Source organism: Streptomyces lincolnensis, assembly GCF_001685355.1.
GTDB lineage: Bacteria > Actinomycetota > Actinomycetes > Streptomycetales > Streptomycetaceae > Streptomyces > Streptomyces lincolnensis.
Genome location: NZ_CP016438.1, coordinates 3,502,944 through 3,522,854 on the forward strand (window position 1 = coordinate 3,502,944; position 19,911 = coordinate 3,522,854).

The 19,911-nt window shown below is 70.8% G+C and carries 17 protein-coding genes and 1 tRNA gene; 3 read left to right on the plus strand and 15 right to left on the minus strand.

Going from position 1 to position 19,911, the window contains the following annotated elements; genetic code table 11:
* Positions 1-260: 260 nt before the first annotated feature.
* Positions 261-2,129, minus strand: a complete 1,869-nt coding sequence (gene lepA, locus SLINC_RS15525; RefSeq protein ID WP_067432514.1) for a translation elongation factor 4 — start codon at positions 2,127-2,129, stop codon at positions 261-263.
* Between the two features lie 241 nt (positions 2,130-2,370).
* On the opposite strand from lepA, the gene rpsT reads away from it, so the two are divergent.
* Positions 2,371-2,637 carry a 30S ribosomal protein S20 gene (gene rpsT, locus SLINC_RS15530; RefSeq protein WP_067432517.1) on the plus strand — a complete coding sequence of 89 codons (267 nt, stop codon included), beginning with the start codon at positions 2,371-2,373 and terminating at the stop codon, positions 2,635-2,637.
* Positions 2,638-2,823: 186 nt separating this feature from the next.
* Here rpsT and SLINC_RS15535 read toward each other — a convergent pair whose 3' ends face one another.
* From SLINC_RS15535 to leuS, 11 genes are all read right to left on the minus strand, one after another.
* Complete coding sequence (locus SLINC_RS15535; protein WP_067445368.1) at positions 2,824-3,219, minus strand: nuclear transport factor 2 family protein; 396 nt, start codon at positions 3,217-3,219, stop codon at positions 2,824-2,826.
* Positions 3,220-3,286: 67 nt separating this feature from the next.
* On the minus strand, positions 3,287-4,276 hold the full coding sequence (holA, locus tag SLINC_RS15540) for a DNA polymerase III subunit delta (protein WP_182449168.1): 990 nt from the start codon (positions 4,274-4,276) through the stop codon (positions 3,287-3,289).
* 88 nt (positions 4,277-4,364) lie between these two features.
* A complete protein-coding gene (locus tag SLINC_RS47970; RefSeq protein WP_159425341.1) occupies positions 4,365-4,523 on the minus strand; it encodes a hypothetical protein in 159 nt (52 codons plus the stop codon).
* A 124-nt stretch (positions 4,524-4,647) separates the two neighbouring features.
* Positions 4,648-4,893, minus strand: a complete 246-nt coding sequence (locus tag SLINC_RS15545) for a hypothetical protein (protein ID WP_079164546.1) — start codon at positions 4,891-4,893, stop codon at positions 4,648-4,650.
* A 42-nt stretch (positions 4,894-4,935) separates the two neighbouring features.
* Complete coding sequence (locus tag SLINC_RS15550; protein WP_067432527.1) at positions 4,936-5,817, minus strand: YceI family protein; 882 nt, start codon at positions 5,815-5,817, stop codon at positions 4,936-4,938.
* A gap of 203 nt (positions 5,818-6,020) precedes the next feature.
* On the minus strand, positions 6,021-6,872 hold the full coding sequence (locus SLINC_RS15555) for an arylamine N-acetyltransferase family protein (RefSeq protein WP_067445370.1): 852 nt from the start codon (positions 6,870-6,872) through the stop codon (positions 6,021-6,023).
* A gap of 4 nt (positions 6,873-6,876) precedes the next feature.
* Entirely contained in the window at positions 6,877-9,735 is a 2,859-nt protein-coding gene (locus SLINC_RS15560; RefSeq protein ID WP_107406610.1) for a ComEC/Rec2 family competence protein, read from the minus strand.
* A complete protein-coding gene (locus SLINC_RS15565; RefSeq protein ID WP_107406611.1) occupies positions 9,732-10,811 on the minus strand; it encodes a ComEA family DNA-binding protein in 1,080 nt (359 codons plus the stop codon). The genes SLINC_RS15560 and SLINC_RS15565 overlap by 4 nt, the downstream gene beginning before the upstream one ends.
* 203 nt (positions 10,812-11,014) lie before the next feature.
* On the minus strand, positions 11,015-11,860 hold the full coding sequence (locus SLINC_RS15570; protein WP_067432533.1) for a DegV family protein: 846 nt from the start codon (positions 11,858-11,860) through the stop codon (positions 11,015-11,017).
* Between the two features lie 71 nt (positions 11,861-11,931).
* A complete protein-coding gene (locus SLINC_RS15575; protein WP_067445374.1) occupies positions 11,932-12,672 on the minus strand; it encodes a hypothetical protein in 741 nt (246 codons plus the stop codon).
* Between the two features lie 208 nt (positions 12,673-12,880).
* The gene (gene leuS / locus SLINC_RS15580) at positions 12,881-15,751 is read right to left on the minus strand and encodes a leucine--tRNA ligase (RefSeq protein ID WP_067432536.1); all 2,871 of its coding nucleotides are present in this window, start codon (positions 15,749-15,751) and stop codon (positions 12,881-12,883) included.
* Between the two features lie 449 nt (positions 15,752-16,200).
* On the opposite strand from leuS, the gene SLINC_RS15585 reads away from it, so the two are divergent.
* Both SLINC_RS15585 and SLINC_RS15590 read left to right on the plus strand, forming a co-directional pair.
* On the plus strand, positions 16,201-17,511 hold the full coding sequence (locus tag SLINC_RS15585) for a ferric reductase-like transmembrane domain-containing protein (protein ID WP_182449169.1): 1,311 nt from the start codon (positions 16,201-16,203) through the stop codon (positions 17,509-17,511).
* A complete protein-coding gene (locus SLINC_RS15590) occupies positions 17,508-19,118 on the plus strand; it encodes an NADH-quinone oxidoreductase subunit NuoF family protein (protein WP_067432542.1) in 1,611 nt (536 codons plus the stop codon). Before SLINC_RS15585 ends, SLINC_RS15590 begins: the two co-directional genes overlap by 4 nt.
* A gap of 141 nt (positions 19,119-19,259) precedes the next feature.
* Here the strand turns inward: SLINC_RS15590 and SLINC_RS15595 are convergent.
* The 3 genes from SLINC_RS15595 to SLINC_RS48495 all read right to left on the minus strand — a co-directional run bounded on the left by SLINC_RS15595 (position 19,260) and on the right by SLINC_RS48495 (position 19,850).
* A tRNA-Ala gene (locus SLINC_RS15595) sits at positions 19,260-19,332 on the minus strand.
* Positions 19,333-19,439: 107 nt separating this feature from the next.
* On the minus strand, positions 19,440-19,673 hold the full coding sequence (locus SLINC_RS15600) for a hypothetical protein (protein ID WP_053750770.1): 234 nt from the start codon (positions 19,671-19,673) through the stop codon (positions 19,440-19,442).
* 3 nt (positions 19,674-19,676) lie between these two features.
* Positions 19,677-19,850, minus strand: a complete 174-nt coding sequence (locus SLINC_RS48495) for a hypothetical protein (RefSeq protein WP_107406612.1) — start codon at positions 19,848-19,850, stop codon at positions 19,677-19,679.
* Between the last annotated feature and the right edge of the window lie 61 nt (positions 19,851-19,911).

Consider the following 19,911-nt stretch of genomic DNA (forward strand, 5'->3'; position numbering starts at 1 on the left):
GGGGCCCGCGACAAAGCGGCTGGCTCATTACGGCTGGGTCATTGCGGCTGGGACAAAGCGGCTCGGGCATTGCGCTGTCGTCACTCACGCGTCTTGTTTAACTCGCGAGTAACCACCGAGCAGAGATCAGGGTAGAGCGCGTCCGCCCGGGGCGTAAGGGGCGGCGGCCTGTCACTTTCCACAGAGAGCGACCCTACGCACGCGTAGGGGCCCATCGTGCGAACACGCGATGAGCCCCTGTTCTCACGGGTGGCACCCGGCTACTTCTTGCCCTTGCCGGATCCCGCGCTCTCGTCGCTGCTCAGTACGGCGATGAAGGCCTCCTGCGGAACTTCCACGGAACCCACCATCTTCATCCGCTTCTTGCCCTCCTTCTGCTTCTCCAGCAGCTTCCGCTTACGGGAGATGTCACCGCCGTAGCACTTGGCGAGGACGTCCTTGCGGATGGCGCGGATGGTCTCGCGGGCGATGACCCGGGAGCCGATGGCGGCCTGGATGGGGATCTCGAAGGCCTGGCGCGGGATGAGCTCGCGCAGCTTGGCGACGAGCCGTACGCCGTACGCGTACGCGGCGTCCTTGTGGGTGACGGCGGAGAAGGCGTCGACCCGGTCGCCGTGCAGCAGGATGTCGACCTTCACCAGCGAGGCGTCCTGCTCGCCGGTGGGCTCGTAGTCCAGGGAAGCGTACCCGCGGGTCTTGGACTTCAGGTTGTCGAAGAAGTCGAAGACGATCTCGGCGAGGGGAAGCGTGTAGCGGATCTCCACGCGGTCCTCGGAGAGGTAGTCCATGCCGAGGAGGGTGCCGCGGCGGGTCTGGCAGAGCTCCATGATCGAGCCGATGAACTCGCTGGGAGCGAGGATCGTGGCCCTCACGACCGGCTCGAAGACCTTGTCGATCTTGCCCTCGGGGAACTCGCTCGGGTTGGTGACCGTGTGCTCCTTCCCGTCCTCCATGATCACGCGGTAGACCACGTTGGGCGCGGTGGCGATGAGTTCGAGGTTGAACTCGCGCTCCAGGCGCTCACGGATGACGTCGAGGTGCAGCAGGCCGAGGAAGCCGACGCGGAAGCCGAAGCCGAGGGCCGCGGAGGTCTCCGGCTCGTAGACCAGGGCGGCGTCGTTGAGCTGGAGCTTGTCCAGGGCCTCGCGGAGGTCGGGGTACTCCGAGCCGTCCAGCGGATAGAGGCCGGAGAAGACCATCGGCTTGGGGTCCTTGTACCCGCCGAGGGCCTCGGTGGCGCCCTTGTCCTTGCTGGTGATGGTGTCGCCGACCTTGGACTGACGGACGTCCTTCACACCGGTGATGATGTAGCCGACCTCGCCGACGCCGATGCCGTCGGCCGGTGTCATCTCGGGGGACGAGACGCCGATCTCCAGCAGCTCGTGCGTGGCGCCGGTCGACATCATCTTGATGCGCTCGCGCTTGTTGAGCTGGCCGTCGATCACACGGACGTAGGTGACCACGCCCCGGTAGGAGTCGTAGACCGAGTCGAAGATCATCGCGCGGGCGGGGGCGTCCTTGACGCCGACCGGGGCCGGGACGTCGCGGACGACCCGGTCCAGGAGCGCGTCCACGCCCAGGCCGGTCTTCGCCGAGACCTTGAGCACGTCCTCCGGCTGGCAGCCGATGAGGTTGGCGAGCTCCTCGGAGAACTTCTCCGGCTGCGCGGCCGGCAGGTCGATCTTGTTCAGTACGGGGATGATCTTGAGGTCGTTCTCCATCGCCAGGTAGAGGTTGGCGAGGGTCTGGGCCTCGATGCCCTGGGCGGCGTCGACGAGGAGCACGGTGCCCTCGCAGGCCGCGAGCGACCGCGAGACCTCGTAGGTGAAGTCGACGTGCCCCGGGGTGTCGATCATGTTGAGGATGTGCGTGTTGCTCTTGTCATGGGTGGGAGCCCACGGCAGACGCACCGCCTGCGACTTGATCGTGATGCCGCGCTCGCGCTCGATGTCCATCCGGTCGAGGTACTGAGCACGCATCTGCCGCTGCTCGACCACGCCGGTCAGCTGGAGCATCCGGTCGGCGAGCGTGGACTTGCCGTGGTCGATGTGCGCGATGATGCAGAAATTGCGGATCAGAGCCGGGGCGGTGCGGCTCGGTTCGGGCACATGGCTAGGGATCGCGGGCACGCAGGGTCCTGATTCTTGAGGTGTCCGCAGCCGTCTGCGGTCTCGGGTCGGAACGATCGGGTCTATACGTAGGCTCCATGGTCCCACGGGCGGCGACCGGGGACCGGTTTGGGCCATTCTCCGGGCCACTGGTACCGTGGGGGGCTGTGCCTCATGCCCTCTCAGCGCGAGGCGCACCCCAAGAAAAATCACCGGTGCGGGTCCCCTGCGGCCCCGTACCAGAACCTGTAGAGGCTTATTCGTGGCGAACATCAAGTCCCAGATCAAGCGGATCAAGACCAACGAGAAGGCCCGGCTGCGCAACAAGGCCGTCAAGTCCTCCCTGAAGACCGCGATCCGCAAGGCCCGCGAGGCCGCTGCCGCGGGTGACGTCGAGAAGGCCACCGAGTACCAGCGCGCTGCCGCGCGTCAGCTCGACAAGGCCGTCGCCAAGGGCGTCATCCACAAGAACCAGGCCGCCAACAAGAAGTCGGCGCTTGCTTCCAAGGTCGCGCCCCTCAAGGGCTGATTCCTTCTGATCTGACCGCCGGAAGGACCCGAGCGGGCCCTCTCTCATCCGCTCCCGACCGGCACCCCAGGGCCACGCGCGGCCTGCGTTCGCCACGCGGGCGTGACCCGACAGCTTCATACCGAAGGCCCCGCCTCCCAGCCCTTCCAGGGTGGACGGCGGGGCCTTCGGTCTGTTCCCGGACGGCTACGCCCAGAACTCGTTGTTCTTGTCGATGTCCTCGACGCACTCGTCGAGGTCGGTGATCTTGTCGCCGACGATCCGGAAGACGATGCATCCCGTGTCGTCCAGTCGCCGGCCCTGGCGCTCCGCCGTGACCCGGCACATGCCGACCGCGTGACCGCGGCCGTCGACACAGATGCCGAGCATCTCCAGACGCATCGACCCAGCGGTCTCCTCGCCCATCCGCCGGTACATGTCGATGATCGCGTCCTGGCCCTTGAAATCACCCGAGAGCGGGTGGGTGCCGGGCACGTGGTGCGTGGCGTCCTTCGCGATCAGTTCACGCAGGGTGTCCATGTCCCCGCGGGAGAATGCCTCGAAGCCCTTGCGGACGAGCGCTGCGTGCGGGTGTTCAGCCATGACGATCGCCACCTTTCCGTGTTCGGCGAGGTGCGGCTGATACGGACGATTCTCCTCCCGGCCGGGGCTATCCGCGCCCTCTCGACCGCGCCGCCCGCGCGATGGCCACGACCGCCTTCTCCAAGGCGTACTCGGGGTCGTCCCCGCCGCCCTTCACTCCCGCGTCGGCCTCGGCGACGGCCCGCAGCGCGACGGACACGCCGTCCGGCGTCCAACCCCGCATCTGCTGCCGCACCCGGTCGATCTTCCACGGCGGCATCCCCAGCTCCCGCGCGAGATCCGCCGGCCTGCCACCCCGGGCGGACGACAGCTTCCCGATGGCCCGCACCCCCTGCGCCAGCGCACTGGTGATCATCACCGGCGCCACCCCGGTCGCCAGCGACCATCTGAGCGCCTCCAGCGCCTCCGCGGCCCGGCCCTCCACCGCCCGGTCGGCGACGGTGAAGCTCGACGCCTCGGCCCGCCCGGTGTAGTAGCGCCCGACGACGGCCTCGTCGATCGTCCCCTCGACGTCGGCGACCAGCTGGGACACGGCGGAAGCCAGCTCCCGCAGATCACTGCCGATCGCGTCGACCAGCGTCTGGCAGGCCTCGGGCGTGGCGGACCGTCCCACCGCCCGGAACTCCTGCCGGACGAAGGCCAGCCGGTCCGCCGGCTTCGTCATCTTCGGGCACGCCACCTCCCGCGCCCCCACCTTGCGCGCGGCGTCCAGCAGTCCTTTGCCCTTGGCTCCGCCCGCGTGCAGCAGCACGAGCGTGATCTCCTCGGCGGGTGCCCCGAGGTACGCCTTCACGTCCTTGATCGTGTCGGCCGACAGATCCTGCGCGTTCCGGACGACGACGACCTTCCGCTCCGCGAACAGCGAGGGGCTCGTCAGCTCGGCGAGCGTCCCGGGCTGCAACTGGTCCGACGTCAGGTCACGTACGTCCGTGTCGGCGTCGGAGGCCCGGGCAGCGGCCACCACCTCCTGCACGGCACGATCGAGCAGCAGGTCCTCCTGGCCCACGGCGAGCGTCACCGGGGCGAGAGGGTCGTCATTCGCAGTCTTCCTGGCCATCGCGCCAAGCATGGCATGCGCCACTGACAACGGGGGCGGCCGGTCGAGGTCGGGTGAGGCATCGGGTGAGACGTGGGGTGCGCCCTCGTCACGCCTGCCCCGCGGCGACGAGGGTGCACAGAGCGATCAGCATGAGGGGGACGGCGACGGCACCCGTCCGGTCGCACGGCCGTAGGCGGCTCGCGGCCCGAACGACGATGAGCACCGCGGCGAGCAGGATCTGCGCGGTCCATACGACCGTGTTCATGGCCTCGGCTCCTCGATGTGGCGGTCGACCTACATCCAGGAGACGCGGAAAGCACCGCCGGATGTGACACGCCTACCGGCCGACTCCGAAGCCGCCCGCCCGATCCCACCGGCCCGTCGTACCACTACGGCTCCTCCCGCCACCCCTCCCACTCCCCCGCGAACTCGTCCAGCTCCGCGGGATCCAGCCGCCCCTCCTCGTCCCGCAGCACGACGAGCCACTGCGCGTCCTCGGCGTCGTCCTCCCCGGCCAGCGCGTCCCGCACCAGTCGCGGTTCCTCCGTCACCCCGAACCGCTCCCCGAGCGCCTGGGCCACATCCTCCGCGGCATCCCGGTCGGGCAGCACCAGCACATGTCTCACATCACTCACGCACTCATTGTCCGGCACCACCGACGGACGACCATCGCGCGCTCAGCCCTTGGCCACCAGCTGCACGTCGAGCTCGATCCGGATGCTCGGCCCGACCACCGCGATCCCCCGGGCCAGCATCGACTGCCAGCTCACCGTGAAGTCGTCGCGGTGCAGCTCCGTCGTGGCCCGGCAGGCCGCGCGCAGCTCGCCCTCCATGCCGTTGCCGAGCCCGAGGTACTCCGTGTCGAGCGTCACCGTCCGTGTCACCCCGTGCAACGACAGCGCCCCCGTGACCGCCCACCGGTTGCCGCCCTTGTGCGTGCACCGCTCGCTGTAGAACTCCAGCGTCGGAAAGCGCCGCACGTCCAGGAAGTCCGCCGACCGCAGATGGTCGTCGCGCATCCTGACGTTGGTGTCGATGGACGCCGCGTCGATCACCACGTGCATCGCCGAGTGCTCCACCGGGTCGGCGATCCGCACCGCCCCCGCGAAGGAGTTGAAGCGGCCGTGGATCCGCGCCAGCCCGATGTGCCGCGCGGTGAACCCGATCGAGGAGTGCGCGGGCTCGACCTCCCAGTCCCCGGGCGCGGGCAGCTCCGCGGGCCGGGCGACCTGGAGGGTGACGTCACCGAGCGAGGCGAGCGAGTTCTCCGTGACCGTCGCACTCGCCCGGTACGGCGTGTATCCCTCGGCCGACACCGCGAGCCGGTACTCCCCTGCCGGCACCGTCGCCAGGAACGACCCGTAGGGATCCGTACCGCCGCCGACCACCTTGCGTCCCAGCGTGTCGCTGACCGCGAACTCGGCATGGGTCAGCGGCTCGTTGACCGGGTCGAGCACCCGGCAGCTGAGCACCCCGGCGCTCGGCGGGGTCCGCACCGCCGCCAGGGGACTCGTCCGTTGCACCCGGTTCGTTCGGCTTCCCAGCCAGCGACCGATCATCTACGACACCCCTGCACGACTCGACATCATCCGTTGCCGAAGAGGCATTCGACCACCGATGGTGCTTGCGGGGCAACACGCGGTCACATCGCGGGAAGCCGACGCATGCGGGCACCTGCCGGCACTGTGCGCATCCGCCGGCATCTGTGCGCACCTGCGGGCATCTGTGCGCACCCGCAGGCACTGCGCACCCGTGGCCCGAATCAGCCGTTCGCGCCGCTGTTCCGCACCGTCGGGACGGCGTCCAGCTCGATACCGAACCGGTCCCGGTAGACGGCCAGCACCTCCTCGTCCGTGGTCAACTCCCGCTCCTCCCGCCTCCCGTCGGCGTCCGTCGTCTTGAAGGTGCGGCCGCTGAGCGTGATCCGCCCTCCGTCCCGCGTCACCCGGGAGCACACCAGTGACTGGGTGAAGTGCGAGGCCGGTGACGTGCTGTGCCACCACGCCCCGGCCACGAAGTCACCGAGCACCCGGGGCCGCACCTCCAGGCGGTACTGCGGCCTGCCGTTCACGACGACGTCCAGGTCGGCCGCCTGGGCCACGTCGTGTCCGCCCCGCACCCCCGCCCGGTCCGGCCCCGCCTCGACGATCCGGAACGTGCCGCCGGGATCCTCCTGCTCTCCTCTCTCCCCGAACGCCAGCGGATGATGGCTGTGCGCCCCGAACCCGACGTCGGCCAGCCACTCGCCCGCGTCCACGGTCCCGACCCGCAGCGCGAGATGGTCGTACGGAATCCCGAGCCGCCCCTCCTCCGCGTACACCCGCGCCGCGAGCAGCGTGACCTCGAAACCGAGCGCGGCGAGCAACATCCCGAAGGCGCCGTTGAGTTCGTAGCAGAACCCACCCCGCCGCGCCCCCACCACCTTGTCCAGCAGGTGTTTCTCCTCCAGCACGATCTCCTCACCGAGGTGGACCGACAGGTTCTCGAAGGGCACGGCCCGCAGATGGCGCACCTGCAACTCGCGCAGCGCGCCGGCGGTGGCACCGGCCCTGTCGGCGGACCACTGCTCGATGCCCAGGCGGCGGAGATACGCGTCGACCTCTGTGGAGTTCATGTCCTCAGTCTCGCGCCACCCGAAGGTCTCCGCCGCCCGCACCGGCAACCGCGAGCGCCCCGTCCCGGTCGGTCCGCAGCACCACCGCGCCTCCGGCCCGCAGTGCCGCGACCGTACTGGGGGCAGGGTGGCCGTAGGTGTTGTCGGCGCCCGTCGAGATGAGTGCCAGCCGCGGGGCCACCCACCGTATGAGCTCGGGATCCTGGTAGGCCGACCCGTGGTGGGCGACCTTGAGCACATCCACCCCGCCCAGTCGCGGGCCCGCCGGTGATCTCAACAGGGCCTGCTGCGCCGGGGGTTCGAGATCGCCGAGGAGCAGGAACCGCAGCCCGCCCGAGCGCACCAGCATCGCCACGCTGGCGTCGTTCGGCCCCTCCGGCACCGGCGCCGGGCCCGTCGGCGGCCACAGCACCTCCCAGGACAGCTCCCCGCTGCGCCGCCGCTCACCCGCCAGGGTGGACGTCACGGGAACGCTCCTGGCCGCCGCCTCCCTTCTCACGAACTCGGCCTGGTCCGCGGGCTCTTCGAACCCGGTCGTCTCGATCGCCCCCACCGAGCGTCCGCGCAGCACCCCGGGCAGCCCCGCCACATGGTCGGCGTGGAAGTGGGTCAGCACGACCAGCGGAATCCTGGTGATGCCGAGCGTGCGCAGACAGTGGTCGACGAGCTTCGGATCGGGCCCCGCGTCCACGACCACCCCCGTGCCCTCGCCCGCCGCGAGGACCGCCGCGTCACCCTGCCCCACGTCACACATCGCCAACCGCCAGCCGGGCGGCGGCCAGCCCGTGATCACTCGGGTCAGCGGCGGCGGCTGCACCATCACCAGCAGGAGCAGCAGCCCGCAGATCCCGCACAGCCACGGATGACCGAGCAGCCGCCGGCCCACCAGCAGGACGACCGCCGTGACGAGGCCGAGCAGGGCCGCTCCCGCCCAGGTGTCCGGCCAGTCCACTCCCCCGCCGGGCAGCGCCGCCCCGGTACGGGCGGTCTCCGCGATCCACTCGGCGGGCCAACTCGCGCACCAGGCCAGCGCCTTGGCCACCGGCATCACCAGGGGCGCCGTCGCCAGCGCCGCGAAGCCCAGCACGGTGGCCGGCGCGACCGCGAACTCCACCAACAGGTTGCACGGCACCGCCACCAGGCTCACCCGCGCCGACAGCACGGCCACCACCGGCGCGCACAGGGCCTGCGCGGCGGCCGCCGCGGCCAACGCCTCCGCCAGACGCGGCGGCACCCGGCGCCGTCTCAGCGCGAGGCTCCACCGGGGCGCCAGAGTGAGCAGAGCGCCGGTGGCCAGCACGGAGAGCAGGAAGCCGTAACTCCGCGCCAGCCACGGGTCGTACAGCACCAGGAGCAGGACGGCCGTCGCCAGCGCCGGGATCAGTGACTTCCGGCGTCCCGTCGCGAGCGCGAGCAGCGCGACGCCTCCGCAGGCCGCGGCCCGCAGCACACTCGGGTCCGGTCGGCACACGACGACGAACGCCAGGGTGAGCACGCCGCCGGCCACCGCCGTCCCCCGCAGCGACAGTCCGACACGGGGCGCGAGCCCTCGGCGCTCGACGTGCTGGGCCAGTCCGGGCGGCCCGATGAGCAGGGCCAGGATGATCGTGAGATTGCTGCCGGACACGGCGAGCGTGTGGGCGAGATCGGTCTCCTTGAACGCCTCGTCCAGTTCCGGAGTGATCCGCGCGGTGTCCCCGACCACCAGCCCCGGCAGCAGCGCCCGGGCATCCGCCGACAGCGCGTCCGTGGCCTCCCGCAGCCCCGCGCGCAACCGCCCCGCGAACCGCTGCGCCCCCGGCGGCTCCCCCATCACCTCCGGCGCCGCCCGGCCCCGCACCCGCAGCACGGCGGCCACCCGGTCGCCTCCCACGGCGGCGGGCACCAACCGCGCGCTCACCCGCAACCGCGTGGACGGCAACAGCCCCAGCCAGGGGGAACGCCCCGGCCCCTCGGCCGCCGGGCGCGCACCGGACGCCGCGGCTCCGGCCTCGGACCCACCCGATCCGCTCGATCCACTCGATCCACTCGATCCACTCGATCCGTCGACGCCCGATCCGCCACCAACCGATCCGCCGCCGCTCCTGTCCCGCGCATCGACGATCACCAGCACCGGCGTCCGCGTCGCCACCGTCCTCCCGTCCACTCCCTCGACGCGTCGCACCTCGGCGTTGATCAGTACGGACGTCGGTGCCGCGTGGTTCCCGACGATCCGAGGCCGGGTGAGCCGGGGATCTGAGGTCACCTCGATCTCGACGGTCGCCGTGGCGTACTCCCGCGCCAGCGCGGGCACCGGCCCCCGCCGCAGATCGGCCCCGTGCAGCCCGGCCGACACCGCCGCCGCCCCGACACAGAGCAGCACGGCGGCGACCGACGCACGCGCCCAGGCGACCCGAGCGGACCAGGCACCGGGCGAGGTACCCCTCGCGGGATTCGGAGTGTCCCGCGCAGGGTCCGAGGTGCCTCCGCCGCGAGCCACTGCGCCTCCCGCGGACACCGAGGCCCCTCCCGCCGGCGCCAACCGCACCCGCGAGGCCACGAGAAGAGCCCCGGCCACGACAAGACACCCGAACGCGAGCCCGGCCGTCCACCCCGGCGAGGCGCCCAGCGTCAACGCGGCCGTGGCCCAGGCCGCCAGGGCCGGCGGCACGAGCCGTAGATCCGCCGGCCCCTCCTGCCGTGGGTGCGCCGCCCCGAGCCGTCCCCCAGAACCGGCGTGGACAGCCGAGCGGGACCGGGACGCGTCCTGCCCGAAGGGCACGCCGTGCTCAGACAGCACGTCCGGCTCGGGCAGCACGTCCGGCCTGGGCAGCACGTCCGGCTCGGACCGCGCACCGGCGAGGTGCCTCCCCGCGGCGCTCATGGCCGTACGAGATTCCGCAGATCGGCGAAGCGCCGGTCGCCGATGCCGTTGACCTCGCGCAACTCGTCCACCGAGCGGAAACCACCGTGCTGCGTCCGGTAGTCGAGGATGTGCTGGGCCAGCACGGGCCCGACGCCGGGAAGCGTGTCGAGCTGGTCCACGGTCGCCGTGTTGAGGGAGACGGGCGCCGCCGGTGCCACGCCCCCCGCCGGGCCTCCCGAACCGCCCACCCCACTCGCGCCCCCGACGGCCGTACCAGCCACGCCGGGTGCCGCCACCGCCGCAGGGCCGCCGACGACCACCTGCTCGCCGTCGACGAGGAAGCGGGCACGGTTGAGGCCGTCCGTGTTCGTCCCGGACTTCACCCCACCGGCCGCACGCAAGGCGTCGGTGACCCGTGAGCCGGCCGGTAGACGATGCACCCCGGGCTCGCGGACCTTGCCGCTGACGTCCACGACGATCTCGGCACCCGCCGTGGCCCCGCCACCAGGCGCGCCCGGTGGACCCACCGATCCGCCCGGCACCGCGGTCGCGCCGTGCCCCTTCTCCTCGTACGGCCGTACCGCCCGCACCACCTCGGGCGCACTGACGGCCTCGGTCCGGCCGCTCCAGAAGTGCAGCACGGCGAACGCGGCGGCGACCACGAGCAGCACCGAGAGCGCGAGCACACCCCGCCGCTCCAGACCGCACCGCGTCTGGAGCCACACCGGCATCCGCTCCCGCAGCGCGAGCCCGACTCCCCACCGCGGGCCGTCCGCTGCCCCGGCAACGCCGCCGGCGCGGGCCCCACCACCGACGCCATGGACCTCGCGGTCGGCCTCACGGGCGACCTCAACACCCGTTTCCCTGACACCCGGTTCCCCCACACCCGGTTCGGCGAACAACGCCTCTGCCCGCTGCCGAAGCGCCTCCGCCGACGCCTGCCGGCCCCGGTACCGAACCCCGGATCGGGGCCGCGCGGGCGACGGTCGCCCGCGAGAGGGTGAACGGTGATGACGGGCCCGGCCGTCGGAGGCGGGCCCGCGTCCCGGGCCACTGGTCGCAACGGCTGTACGTGAACGTGATCGAAGTGCCATGCGCCGAGGATCGGGCACACCGGCACCTTCGCGATGATCTTGGTCAATTCCCGGGGATTACCGCCCGGTTGTGGATAACTCCGTCACCCTCACGAGTGATCGAGCCGGTGGAGCGAACCGGTGGGACGAGCCGGTGGAACAAGTCGGTGGAACAAGTCGAGTGATCCACCTGAACGACCGACCAGGACCGGCGACCGCCGGTCTCACCGCGGCGAGACCACGACTCCCAGCAGTCCGGGCCCGGTGTGCGCCCCGATCACCGCCCCCACCTCGCTCACATGCAGATCGGCGAGGCCCGGCACCCGCGCCCGCAGCCGGTCCGCCAGGGCCGACGCCCGGTCGGGGGCCGCGAGATGGTGGACAGCGATGTCGACCTGCGCGCTGCCCGCCCGGTCGGCCACGATCTCCTCCAGACGGGCGATGGCCTTCGACGCCGTCCGCACCTTCTCCAGCGGCTCGATCCGACCGCCGTCGAGTTGCAGCAGCGGCTTCACGGAGAGCGCGGAGCCGAACAGGGCCTGCGCGGCCCCGATCCGGCCGCCGCGGCGCAGAAAGTCGAGGGTGTCGACGTAGAAGTAGGCGGAGGTCCCCGCTGCCCGTTTCTCCGCCGCCGTGACGGCCTCGTCCACCGTGCCGCCCGACTCCGCCACCTCGGCCGCCGCGAGCGCGCAGAAGCCGAGCGCCATCGCGACCATCCCGGTGTCCACCACCCGCACCGGCACCGGTGCCTCGCGCGCCGCCACGACGGCCGCGTCGTAGGTGCCGGAGAGCTCGGCGGACAGATGCAGGGAGACGATGCCGGTGGCGCCCGCTTCGGCGACCTTGCGATAGGTCTCCGCGAACAGCTGCGGACTGGGCCGCGAGGTGGTGACGGGCCGCCGCTTCTGAAGCGCCTGGGCCAGTGAACGGGTCGAGATCTCGGTGCCCTCGTCGAGCGCCTGGTCGCCGAGGACCACGGTCAGCGGCACCGTGGTGATGCCGTGGCGCTCCATCGTCCGCTGCGGCAGGTAGGCCGTTGAATCCGTGACGATCGCGACATGGCGGGACATGAGCTGGAGGTTACCTGCCGTAGCGCCCGGGCGGCAGCCCGGCCCCTCTCACCTGGACTCCAGTGTCCGGATCAAGTCGTGCTCTCGGGGCGGGTCTTCTTCTGCCAGGGATAGGTGGGACGCGGGCTCGGCGGGGTGATGGCCGGCCGCGCGGGCTCACCGGCGGGGCGGTCCTCGGTCGCCTCCGGCCAGGTCTGCCGGTCCGTGGCTCCGGCGGCACCGGGGGCCTCCGGCCACGAGGGCGGCGGTGTGGTGGCCGTGGGCTCCGCGGTCGTCCAGTGCCGCAGTGCTCCCGCCTCCACGTCGATCTGCGTGCTCAGGGACTCCAGGTCGTCGTCGGCGAACCGGTGGGCCCGGTCACGGGCCGCCCAGCGCAGCGAGTCCGCCGACTTGGTGATGCGCGTGGTGCGCTCACGCAGGGCGGGCAGCCGCTCGGCGAGGGTGGCGCGGTCGGGTTCGGACTCCAGCCGGCGCAGTTCGGCGTCCAGCTCGTGTCCGTGGGCGCTGAGGCGCTCGAAGAGCCCGAGGGACTCCTTGAGGGACTCGTCCTCGGCCACGCCCGCGTGCAGCGCGTCCTGAGTGGCGCGCATCGAGGTGCGCAGCTTCAGCCGCAGCTGGGCGATCTCGCCCGCCGGACCGAGCTGGGCGAAGGACTTGGCGCGCAGCGTGTGGTCCTCGACGGTGCGCCGGGCCTGGGTGATGGTGCGGTCCACCCCGCGCTTGGCGGCGCCGACCGCCTTCACCGTCGCGTAGGCGCCGAGCACCACGAGGAGCACGAAGAGCAGGGTGACTACGGCGATCACTGCTTCCACGAACTCCTCCTCGAACCGGTCACGGCACGTTCCGCGCCGCTCTTCCACGGTAAACGCAACAGGCAGGTCCGGAGTTCCACCAGAACCCCGAACCTGCCCGTAGGGGACCACCCCGAGACACCCACGCCCCGGCCGCGATCCCGCCGCTTGCACCTACGCCGAATACGCCTGGGCCGAAACGCTCACACCAGGACGATCACGCTCAAGATCACGCCGGAACGATGTTGACCAGCTTCGGCGCCCGCACGATCACCTTGCGAATACCCGCACCGTCCAGCGCCGCCACGACCTTCTCGTCGGCCAGCGCGACCTTCTCCAGCTCGTCCTCGGAGATGGACGGCGCGACCTCCAGCCGGGCCTTGACCTTGCCCTTGATCTGCACGACGCAGGTCACGGTCTCGTCCACGACGTACGCCGGGTCCGCGACCGGGAAGTCCTGGTGGACCACCGAGTCGGTGTGGCCCAGCTTGCGCCACAGCTCCTCGGCGATGTGCGGGGCCAGCGGCGCGACCAGCAGGACCAGCGGCTCGGCGATGGAGCGCGGCACCGCGCCACCCGCCTTGGTCAGGTGGTTGTTCAGCTCGGTGACCTTGGCGATGGCGGTGTTGAACCGCAGGCCCTCCAGATCCTGGCGCACCCCGTCGATGGCCTTGTGCAGGGCCCGCAGGGCGTCCTCGGCGGGCTCCGCGTCCACCACCGTGACCTCACCGGTGGCCTCGTCGACGACGTTGCGCCACAGCCGTTGCAGCAGCCGGAACTGGCCGACCACCGCGCGCGTGTCCCACGGCCGGGAGACGTCCAGCGGCCCCATCGCCATCTCGTACAGGCGCAGTGTGTCGGCGCCGTACTCCTCGCAGATCGACTCCGGAGTGACCGCGTTCTTCAGGGACTTGCCCATCTTGCCCAGCAGCTTGGAGACCTTCTCGCCCTGGTAATAGAAGGCGCCGTCGCGCTCCTCCACCTCGGCGGCCGGCACCGGGAAGCCACGGCTGTCCCGGTAGACGAAGGCCTGGATCATGCCCTGGTTGTACAGCTTGTGGAACGGCTCCGCGGAGGAGACGTGCCCCAGGTCGAACAGGACCTTGGACCAGAAGCGCGCGTACAGCAGGTGCAGCACGGCGTGCTCGGCGCCGCCGACGTACAGGTCGACGCCGCCGTGCGGCTGGCCCTCGCGCGGGCCCATCCAGTACTGCTCGATCTCCGGGTCGACCAGCTGCCGGTCGTTGTGCGGGTCCAGGTAGCGCAGCTCGTACCAGCAGGAACCGGCCCAGTTGGGCATGGTGTTGGTCTCACGCCGGTACTTCTTCGGCCCGTCGCCCAGGTCCAGGGTGACGTTGACCCAGTCCTCGTTGCGCGACAGGGGCGTCTCGGGCTGGGTGTCGGCGTCGTCCGGCTCGAAGGTGCGCGGCGAGTAGTCCTCGACCTCGGGCAGCTCCAGGGGCAGCATCGACTCGGGCAGCGCGTGGGCGATGCCCTCCTCGTCGTAGACGATCGGGAAGGGCTCACCCCAGTAGCGCTGGCGGCTGAACAGCCAGTCGCGCAGGCGGAAGTTGACGGTGCCCTCGCCGATGCTCTTGCGCTCCAGCCATTCGGTGATGCGCGCCTTGGCGTCGACGACGCCCAGGCCGTCCAGGGAGACCTCGTCGGCGGAGGAGTTCACGATCTTCGCGTCGTAGGAGACGAAGGCGTCGTCCCACTCCGCGGTGTCGGTGCCACGGCCGTCGCTGGGCTCGACCACACAGCGGATCGGCAGCTCGAAGGCGCGCGCGAACGCGAAGTCACGCGTGTCGTGCGCCGGGACGGCCATGATCGCGCCGGTGCCGTAGCCCATCAGGACGTAGTCGGCGATGAAGACGGGGACCTGCTCGCCGTTGACCGGGTTGGTCGCGTACGCGCCGGTGAAGACGCCGGTCTTGTCCTTGGCCTCGGCCTGCCGCTCGACGTCCGACTTCGAGGCGGCCTGCGCGCGGTACGCGGCGACGGCCTCGCCCGGAGTGGCGTGACCGCCGGTCCAGACGTCGTGCGTGCCCTCGGGCCAGGCGGTCGGCGTGAACTTCTCGACCAGCGGGTGCTCGGGGGCCAGCACCATGTAGGTCGCGCCGAACAGGGTGTCCTGGCGCGTGGTGAAGATCGTGACGGCTTCGCCGTCGATCGGGAAGTCGACGCGGGCGCCCTCGGAGCGGCCGATCCAGTTGCGCTGTTGCAGCTTGATGGCCTCGGGCCAGTCCAGCTCCTCCAGGTCGTCCAGCAGCCGGTCGGCGTAGGCGGTGATGCGCATGTTCCACTGGCGCAGCTTGGCCTTGAAGACGGGGAAGTTGCCGCGCTCGGAGCGGCCGTCGGCGGTGACCTCCTCGTTGGCCAGCACGGTGCCCAGTCCGGGGCACCAGTTGACCGGCGCGTCCGAGGCGTACGCCAGTCGGAACTCGCCCAGGACGTCGGCGCGCTCGGCGGCGGTCAGCTCGCCCCACGCGCGCGCGTGCCCCGGTACGGCACGCTCACCGGTCTCGAACTGGGCGACCAGCTCGGAGATCGGGCGGGCCTTGTCCGCCTCGACGTCGTACCAGGAGTTGAAGATCTGCAGGAAGATCCACTGGGTCCACTTGTAGTACTCCGGGTCGATCGTGGCGAACGACCGGCGCTTGTCGTGGCCCAGGCCCAGCCGGCGCAGCTGGGACTTCATGTTGCTGATCGCGGCCTCGGTGGTGATACGAGGGTGCTCACCGGTCTGCACGGCGTGCTGCTCGGCGGGCAGGCCGAAGGCGTCGAAGCCCAGGGTGTGCAGGACGTTGTGGCCGGTCATGCGCTGGTAGCGGGCGAAGACGTCGGTGGCGATGTAGCCCAGGGGGTGGCCGACATGCAGGCCAGCACCGGAGGGATACGGGAACATGTCCATGATGAACTTCTTGGGCCGGGCGGCCACCTCGGGGTCACCCACCAGGTCACCCTTGGGGTTCGGCGCCGCATAGGTGCCCTCGGCGTCCCAGAAGTCCTGCCAGCGTGCCTCGATGTCGGCCGCCACGGCAGCCGTGTAGCGGTGCGGCGCGGCCACCTCGGCGGCAGCGGAATTCGTCTCGCTCATGATCCTCAAAGCTCCATCGATCGTCTCTGCCAGCGGCTGTGACACTCGGGAAACGAAAAATCCCCTCGCACAGGAGGGGACGCCGCGCCGATGCCGACCTGCCGTTCACCGGCGGTCGGGACTGATCAGCGCGGCCCGCTAAGCAGAAGGCGTACGGCACGCATGGCGTTAGGGTACCGCAGCCGTTGAGCAAGCCGCGACGCGCTTACGTATGCCTTCTTGGCACCGGGTGCCGCCTCGCCACCGACGTCGAGTACGACCGCCCCACGCCCGACAGGAGCTGAACCAAGGTCAATGATTACCCGGCGTAACAGCCACTAAGGGACATCACAACAGCCTCATTGTCGTTTGATAACAGCGCAATAACTCAAACCTCGTACCCATCGGTATGGCGCCACTTAGAGTGCGGCAGCGGGACCGCTTTCCCGAAACTGCTCGGAGTTGCCCCCATGAACCCTCGTCGTAGTAACAGCTCGCTCCCCCAGTCGGGCCGGTCGGCCTATGGGGTGGCGTCGGCTGTCGTCCTGCTCCTCATACCCGTGTCCGTGCTGGTGGGAGGTGACAGGTTCCGTGATTTCCTGAACTTCGGCGCGGGCGTCCTGTCCCTCGTCTCGCTCAGCTGTTCGGTGATCTGGGGCCTGGTCGCCCAGGACCGGATCTTCCTGGACACCCGCCAAAGGATCATCGGGCAGGCGGTGCACCGGACGACCGCGGTCGCCTCGATCGCGTTCCTGCTGCTGCACATCACCACCAAGATCGCGCTGGACCACACGCAGCTGATCGCCGCGCTGATCCCGTTCTCACTCGGTGTCACCGGCACCGAGGGCCTGATCGGCCTCGGCTCGCTGGCCGGCCTGCTGATGATCTTCGTGGGCATCACCGGCGCGCTGCGCAGCAGGTTCGCCTCCCCCGCCCCGGTGGCGGCCCGCTGGCGGGCCATGCACATGCTGGCCTACCCGGCCTGGTGCGCGGCGCTGATCCACGGCCTCTACGCGGGTCGCGCGGCCAAGCCGACCTTCGTCATCCTGTACGGCCTCTCGGTGCTCGGCGTCACCGCGGCCCTCGCTCTGCGCGCGGCCCCGCGCCCGTTCAAGCGCCAGGTCGCCGACCGCATCTCCGCGTTCCTGGGCAGCGAGGAGCGTCCGGGCCGCGAGGGCCTGGAGGAGAGTCGCGCCAGGCTCGCCGACTCGGGGCGGCCGGGCTACGACCGGCAGCTTCCGGGTTACGACAGGCAGCTGCCGGGCTACGAGAATCAGCGGTCGACCGGCTCCCAGCCCCGGGTGCCCTCGTACGACGCTCCCCCCGCGGCGCCGGAACCCGCGAACGGCTTCGCGGCCGCCTACCGGGCCGTCTCGACCCCGCGCACGCAGCAGCCGTACGCCGACCAGACCGCCCGCATGGACCTGCCGATGGACATGCAGCCCACCGAGGCCATCCCGCTCGTGGACAGCGGCGGCAGCACGTCGGGCAACTGGCCGATCCCGTCCCCGCCGCCGGTCGGCGAGGCGCCTCCGTCGGCCTACGACCCGCTCCAGGACACCGGCTACAACATCCCGGCCTACGGCAGTCAGCCCGCGAACGGCTACGGCGGAAGTGACGTGTACGACACCGGTGAGACAAACACCCTGTACGGCACGTACAACCCGAACGACACGTACAACAGCGGTCCCGCCAATGAACCATCGCCCGGTCAGTCGTACGACTTCGACGCCCCGGGCTCGGGCGAACCTTGGAACACGCCTTCCGGAGGCTATAGGTGAACGAGGCCCTGCCCGACGTCCCGGAAGTCCGCGTCGTCGGACTTCCCCAGCTCACGTCTGGCTTCGACCTTGTCGAGAGACTTGACCTGCCCATGCACCTGAAGGTGCACGGGCCGCTCGAACCCATGGGCGGAGAGCAGCTCGCGCAGCTTTCCGAGCGCATCAACCTCAAGGGCCGCGGCGGCGCGGGCTTCCCCTTCCACAAGAAGCTGCGTTCGGTCGCGGAGGCGGCGATCAAACGCGGTGTACGGCCGGTCGTCGTCGTCAACGGCAGTGAGGACGAACCGGCCTGCCGCAAGGACACGGTGCTCATCAACCGTGCCCCGCATCTCATCCTGGACGGCGCGCTGCTGTGCGCCGAGGCCCTGGGTGCCCGCACGCTCGTGGTGGGGGTCACCCGGGAGTCGACACAGCGCTCCATGGAGGCCGCGCTCGCCGAACGCGGCCTCAGCAACGGCCGCCGATCCGCTCTACGCGCGCGCGTGCAGCGCAATCCGGTCCGCATGGTCACCGGCGCCGCCGCGTCGCTGATCCGCTCCATCGACGGCGGCCCGGCGATCCCGCCCGGCCGCAAGGTCAGCGCCTCGCAGAACGGCGTCGGCGGCGCCCCCACCCTGCTGTCGAACGCCGAGACCTTCGCCCAGCTCGCCATCGCCGCCCGCATCGGCCCGGAGCGCTACGGCAACACCGGTCTGTACGACGAGCCGGGCACCGTCATGCTCACCGTCTCCGGCGCGGTCGCCCGCCCCATGGTGATCGAGGTCCCCACGGGCGTACCGCTGCGCTACGTCCTCCAGCTCGCCGGTGCCCCGCCGGTCCCGCAGGGCGTGCTGACCGGCGGCTACCACGGCAAGTGGATCGACGCGGCGACGGTCAACGAGGCGATCGTCTCCCGCAACTCGCTCGACGCGGTGGGCGGCGCGCTCGGCGCCGGCGCGATCCTGCCGATCACTCAGGAGACCTGCCCGCTGGGCGAGTCGCTGCGTGTGGCGCAGTGGCTGGCCGAGGAGAGCGCGGGGCAGTGCGGTCCCTGCTACCTCGGTCTGCCGGCCGCCGCACGCGGCATGGAGGACATCATCAACGGCGGCGGCCCGGCCGCCCTGGAGGCCCTCAAGCAGGTCGCGAAGAACGTGAAGCGGCGCGGCGCCTGCTCGCACCCCGACGGCTCCGCGATGTTCCTGGAATCGACCATCAAGGCGTTCACGGACGACCTCGCCGCGCACGTCCTGGGCAACGGCTGCGGGCGCCCCGTGGAGGGCGTTCTGCCTCTCTTCGAGGGCGGAAGGGCTCCTACGGGCATCCCCGGCGGCGCGGAGTCCGAGGAGAACGGTCCCAGCCGGCAGAAGATCTACGTCGACTGGACGCTGTGCCGGGGCCACGGTCTGTGCGCGGACATCCTCCCGGAGGTCTTCGAGCTCGGCGCCGACGGCTTCCCGACCGTCGCGCAGGCCCAGGTGCCCCGCTACGCGGAGGCCAAGGCCCTGCGGGCGGTCCGGCGTTGCCCCGCGCTCGCCCTGCGCATCGAGGACCAGACGGAGCGCGCACCCTCGCGCAACAACCTGCCGGTCCTCTCCCAGGGCCGCGGCCGCCGCGCCCTGGGCCGCTGAGCACCACGCGACCGAAAGAGACGGCGAGAGACGGCGAGAGAGGGGCCGCCCGGAGATCCGGGCGGCCCCTCTTTCGCCACCTCAACTGCCCCCGGAAACGCGAAGATCCCGCCGGATCGAAGATCTGACGGGATCTGTCTGTGGAGCTAAGGAGAATTGAACTCCTGACCTCCTGCATGCCATGCAGGCGCTCTACCAACTGAGCTATAGCCCCTTGCGGTGTTCCGCGGGTTTCCCCGGCGGCGACGCCAACATTACCGGGCCACCGGGGAGAGCACCAAATCGTTTCCGCCCTGTCCGCATCCGAGGGCTTGTGCCCGCTTACGCGGTGACGAACGAGTAGAACCGTTTGAGCGTGCAGTGCTCTTCGAGGAGCCGGCCGTAGATCGGCTCCCCCTCCAGCTCGCGGTACGTCTCGATCGGGTCGCCCTTTATGATCAGCGCCCGCGCGCACTCCTCGCACCAGTACTGGTACTCCGGATTGACCGGTTCCATGTCCCGGACGATGGGCGTACCACTGCCGCACCAATCGCACTTTCGCCTGTGTGCACCCATCGATCAGCTCCAGCTGTGGCCGCAGGCCGTGCACACGTAGGAGATCCCGCCGTTGTCGCCGAGGACTTGGGCCACGTGGAGGGAACCGCAGGAAGGGCAGATGAGGCGGGTGACCGTGTCCCGTGTCGACGCTGCTTCAAGGAGGTGGCCGACCTCCCTGAGGATGCTCGCAGGCATCACCGCTCCCTCCCGTCGGGCCGCGCCCCCTTCCGGCCGTTTGATTCTGCCACGGCCGGGC

What these genes read in the sequence shown, in the direction of transcription:
- SLINC_RS15535 (WP_067445368.1), bottom strand. Translation starts at nt 3,219, where the DNA reads ATGGCTGAACACCCGCACGCAGCGCTCGTCCGCAAGGGCTTCGAGGCA.
- holA (WP_182449168.1), bottom strand. Translation starts at nt 4,276, where the DNA reads ATGGCCAGGAAGACTGCGAATGACGACCCTCTCGCCCCGGTGACGCTC.
- SLINC_RS47970 (WP_159425341.1), bottom strand. Translation starts at nt 4,523, where the DNA reads ATGAACACGGTCGTATGGACCGCGCAGATCCTGCTCGCCGCGGTGCTC.
- SLINC_RS15550 (WP_067432527.1), bottom strand. Translation starts at nt 5,817, where the DNA reads ATGATCGGTCGCTGGCTGGGAAGCCGAACGAACCGGGTGCAACGGACG.
- SLINC_RS15555 (WP_067445370.1), bottom strand. Translation starts at nt 6,872, where the DNA reads ATGAACTCCACAGAGGTCGACGCGTATCTCCGCCGCCTGGGCATCGAG.
- SLINC_RS15560 (WP_107406610.1), bottom strand. Translation starts at nt 9,735, where the DNA reads ATGAGCGCCGCGGGGAGGCACCTCGCCGGTGCGCGGTCCGAGCCGGAC.
- SLINC_RS15565 (WP_107406611.1), bottom strand. Translation starts at nt 10,811, where the DNA reads ATGGCACTTCGATCACGTTCACGTACAGCCGTTGCGACCAGTGGCCCG.
- SLINC_RS15570 (WP_067432533.1), bottom strand. Translation starts at nt 11,860, where the DNA reads ATGTCCCGCCATGTCGCGATCGTCACGGATTCAACGGCCTACCTGCCG.
- leuS (WP_067432536.1), bottom strand. Translation starts at nt 15,751, where the DNA reads ATGAGCGAGACGAATTCCGCTGCCGCCGAGGTGGCCGCGCCGCACCGC.
- SLINC_RS15585 (WP_182449169.1), top strand. Translation starts at nt 16,201, where the DNA reads ATGAACCCTCGTCGTAGTAACAGCTCGCTCCCCCAGTCGGGCCGGTCG.
- SLINC_RS15600 (WP_053750770.1), bottom strand. Translation starts at nt 19,673, where the DNA reads ATGGGTGCACACAGGCGAAAGTGCGATTGGTGCGGCAGTGGTACGCCC.
- SLINC_RS48495 (WP_107406612.1), bottom strand. Translation starts at nt 19,850, where the DNA reads ATGCCTGCGAGCATCCTCAGGGAGGTCGGCCACCTCCTTGAAGCAGCG.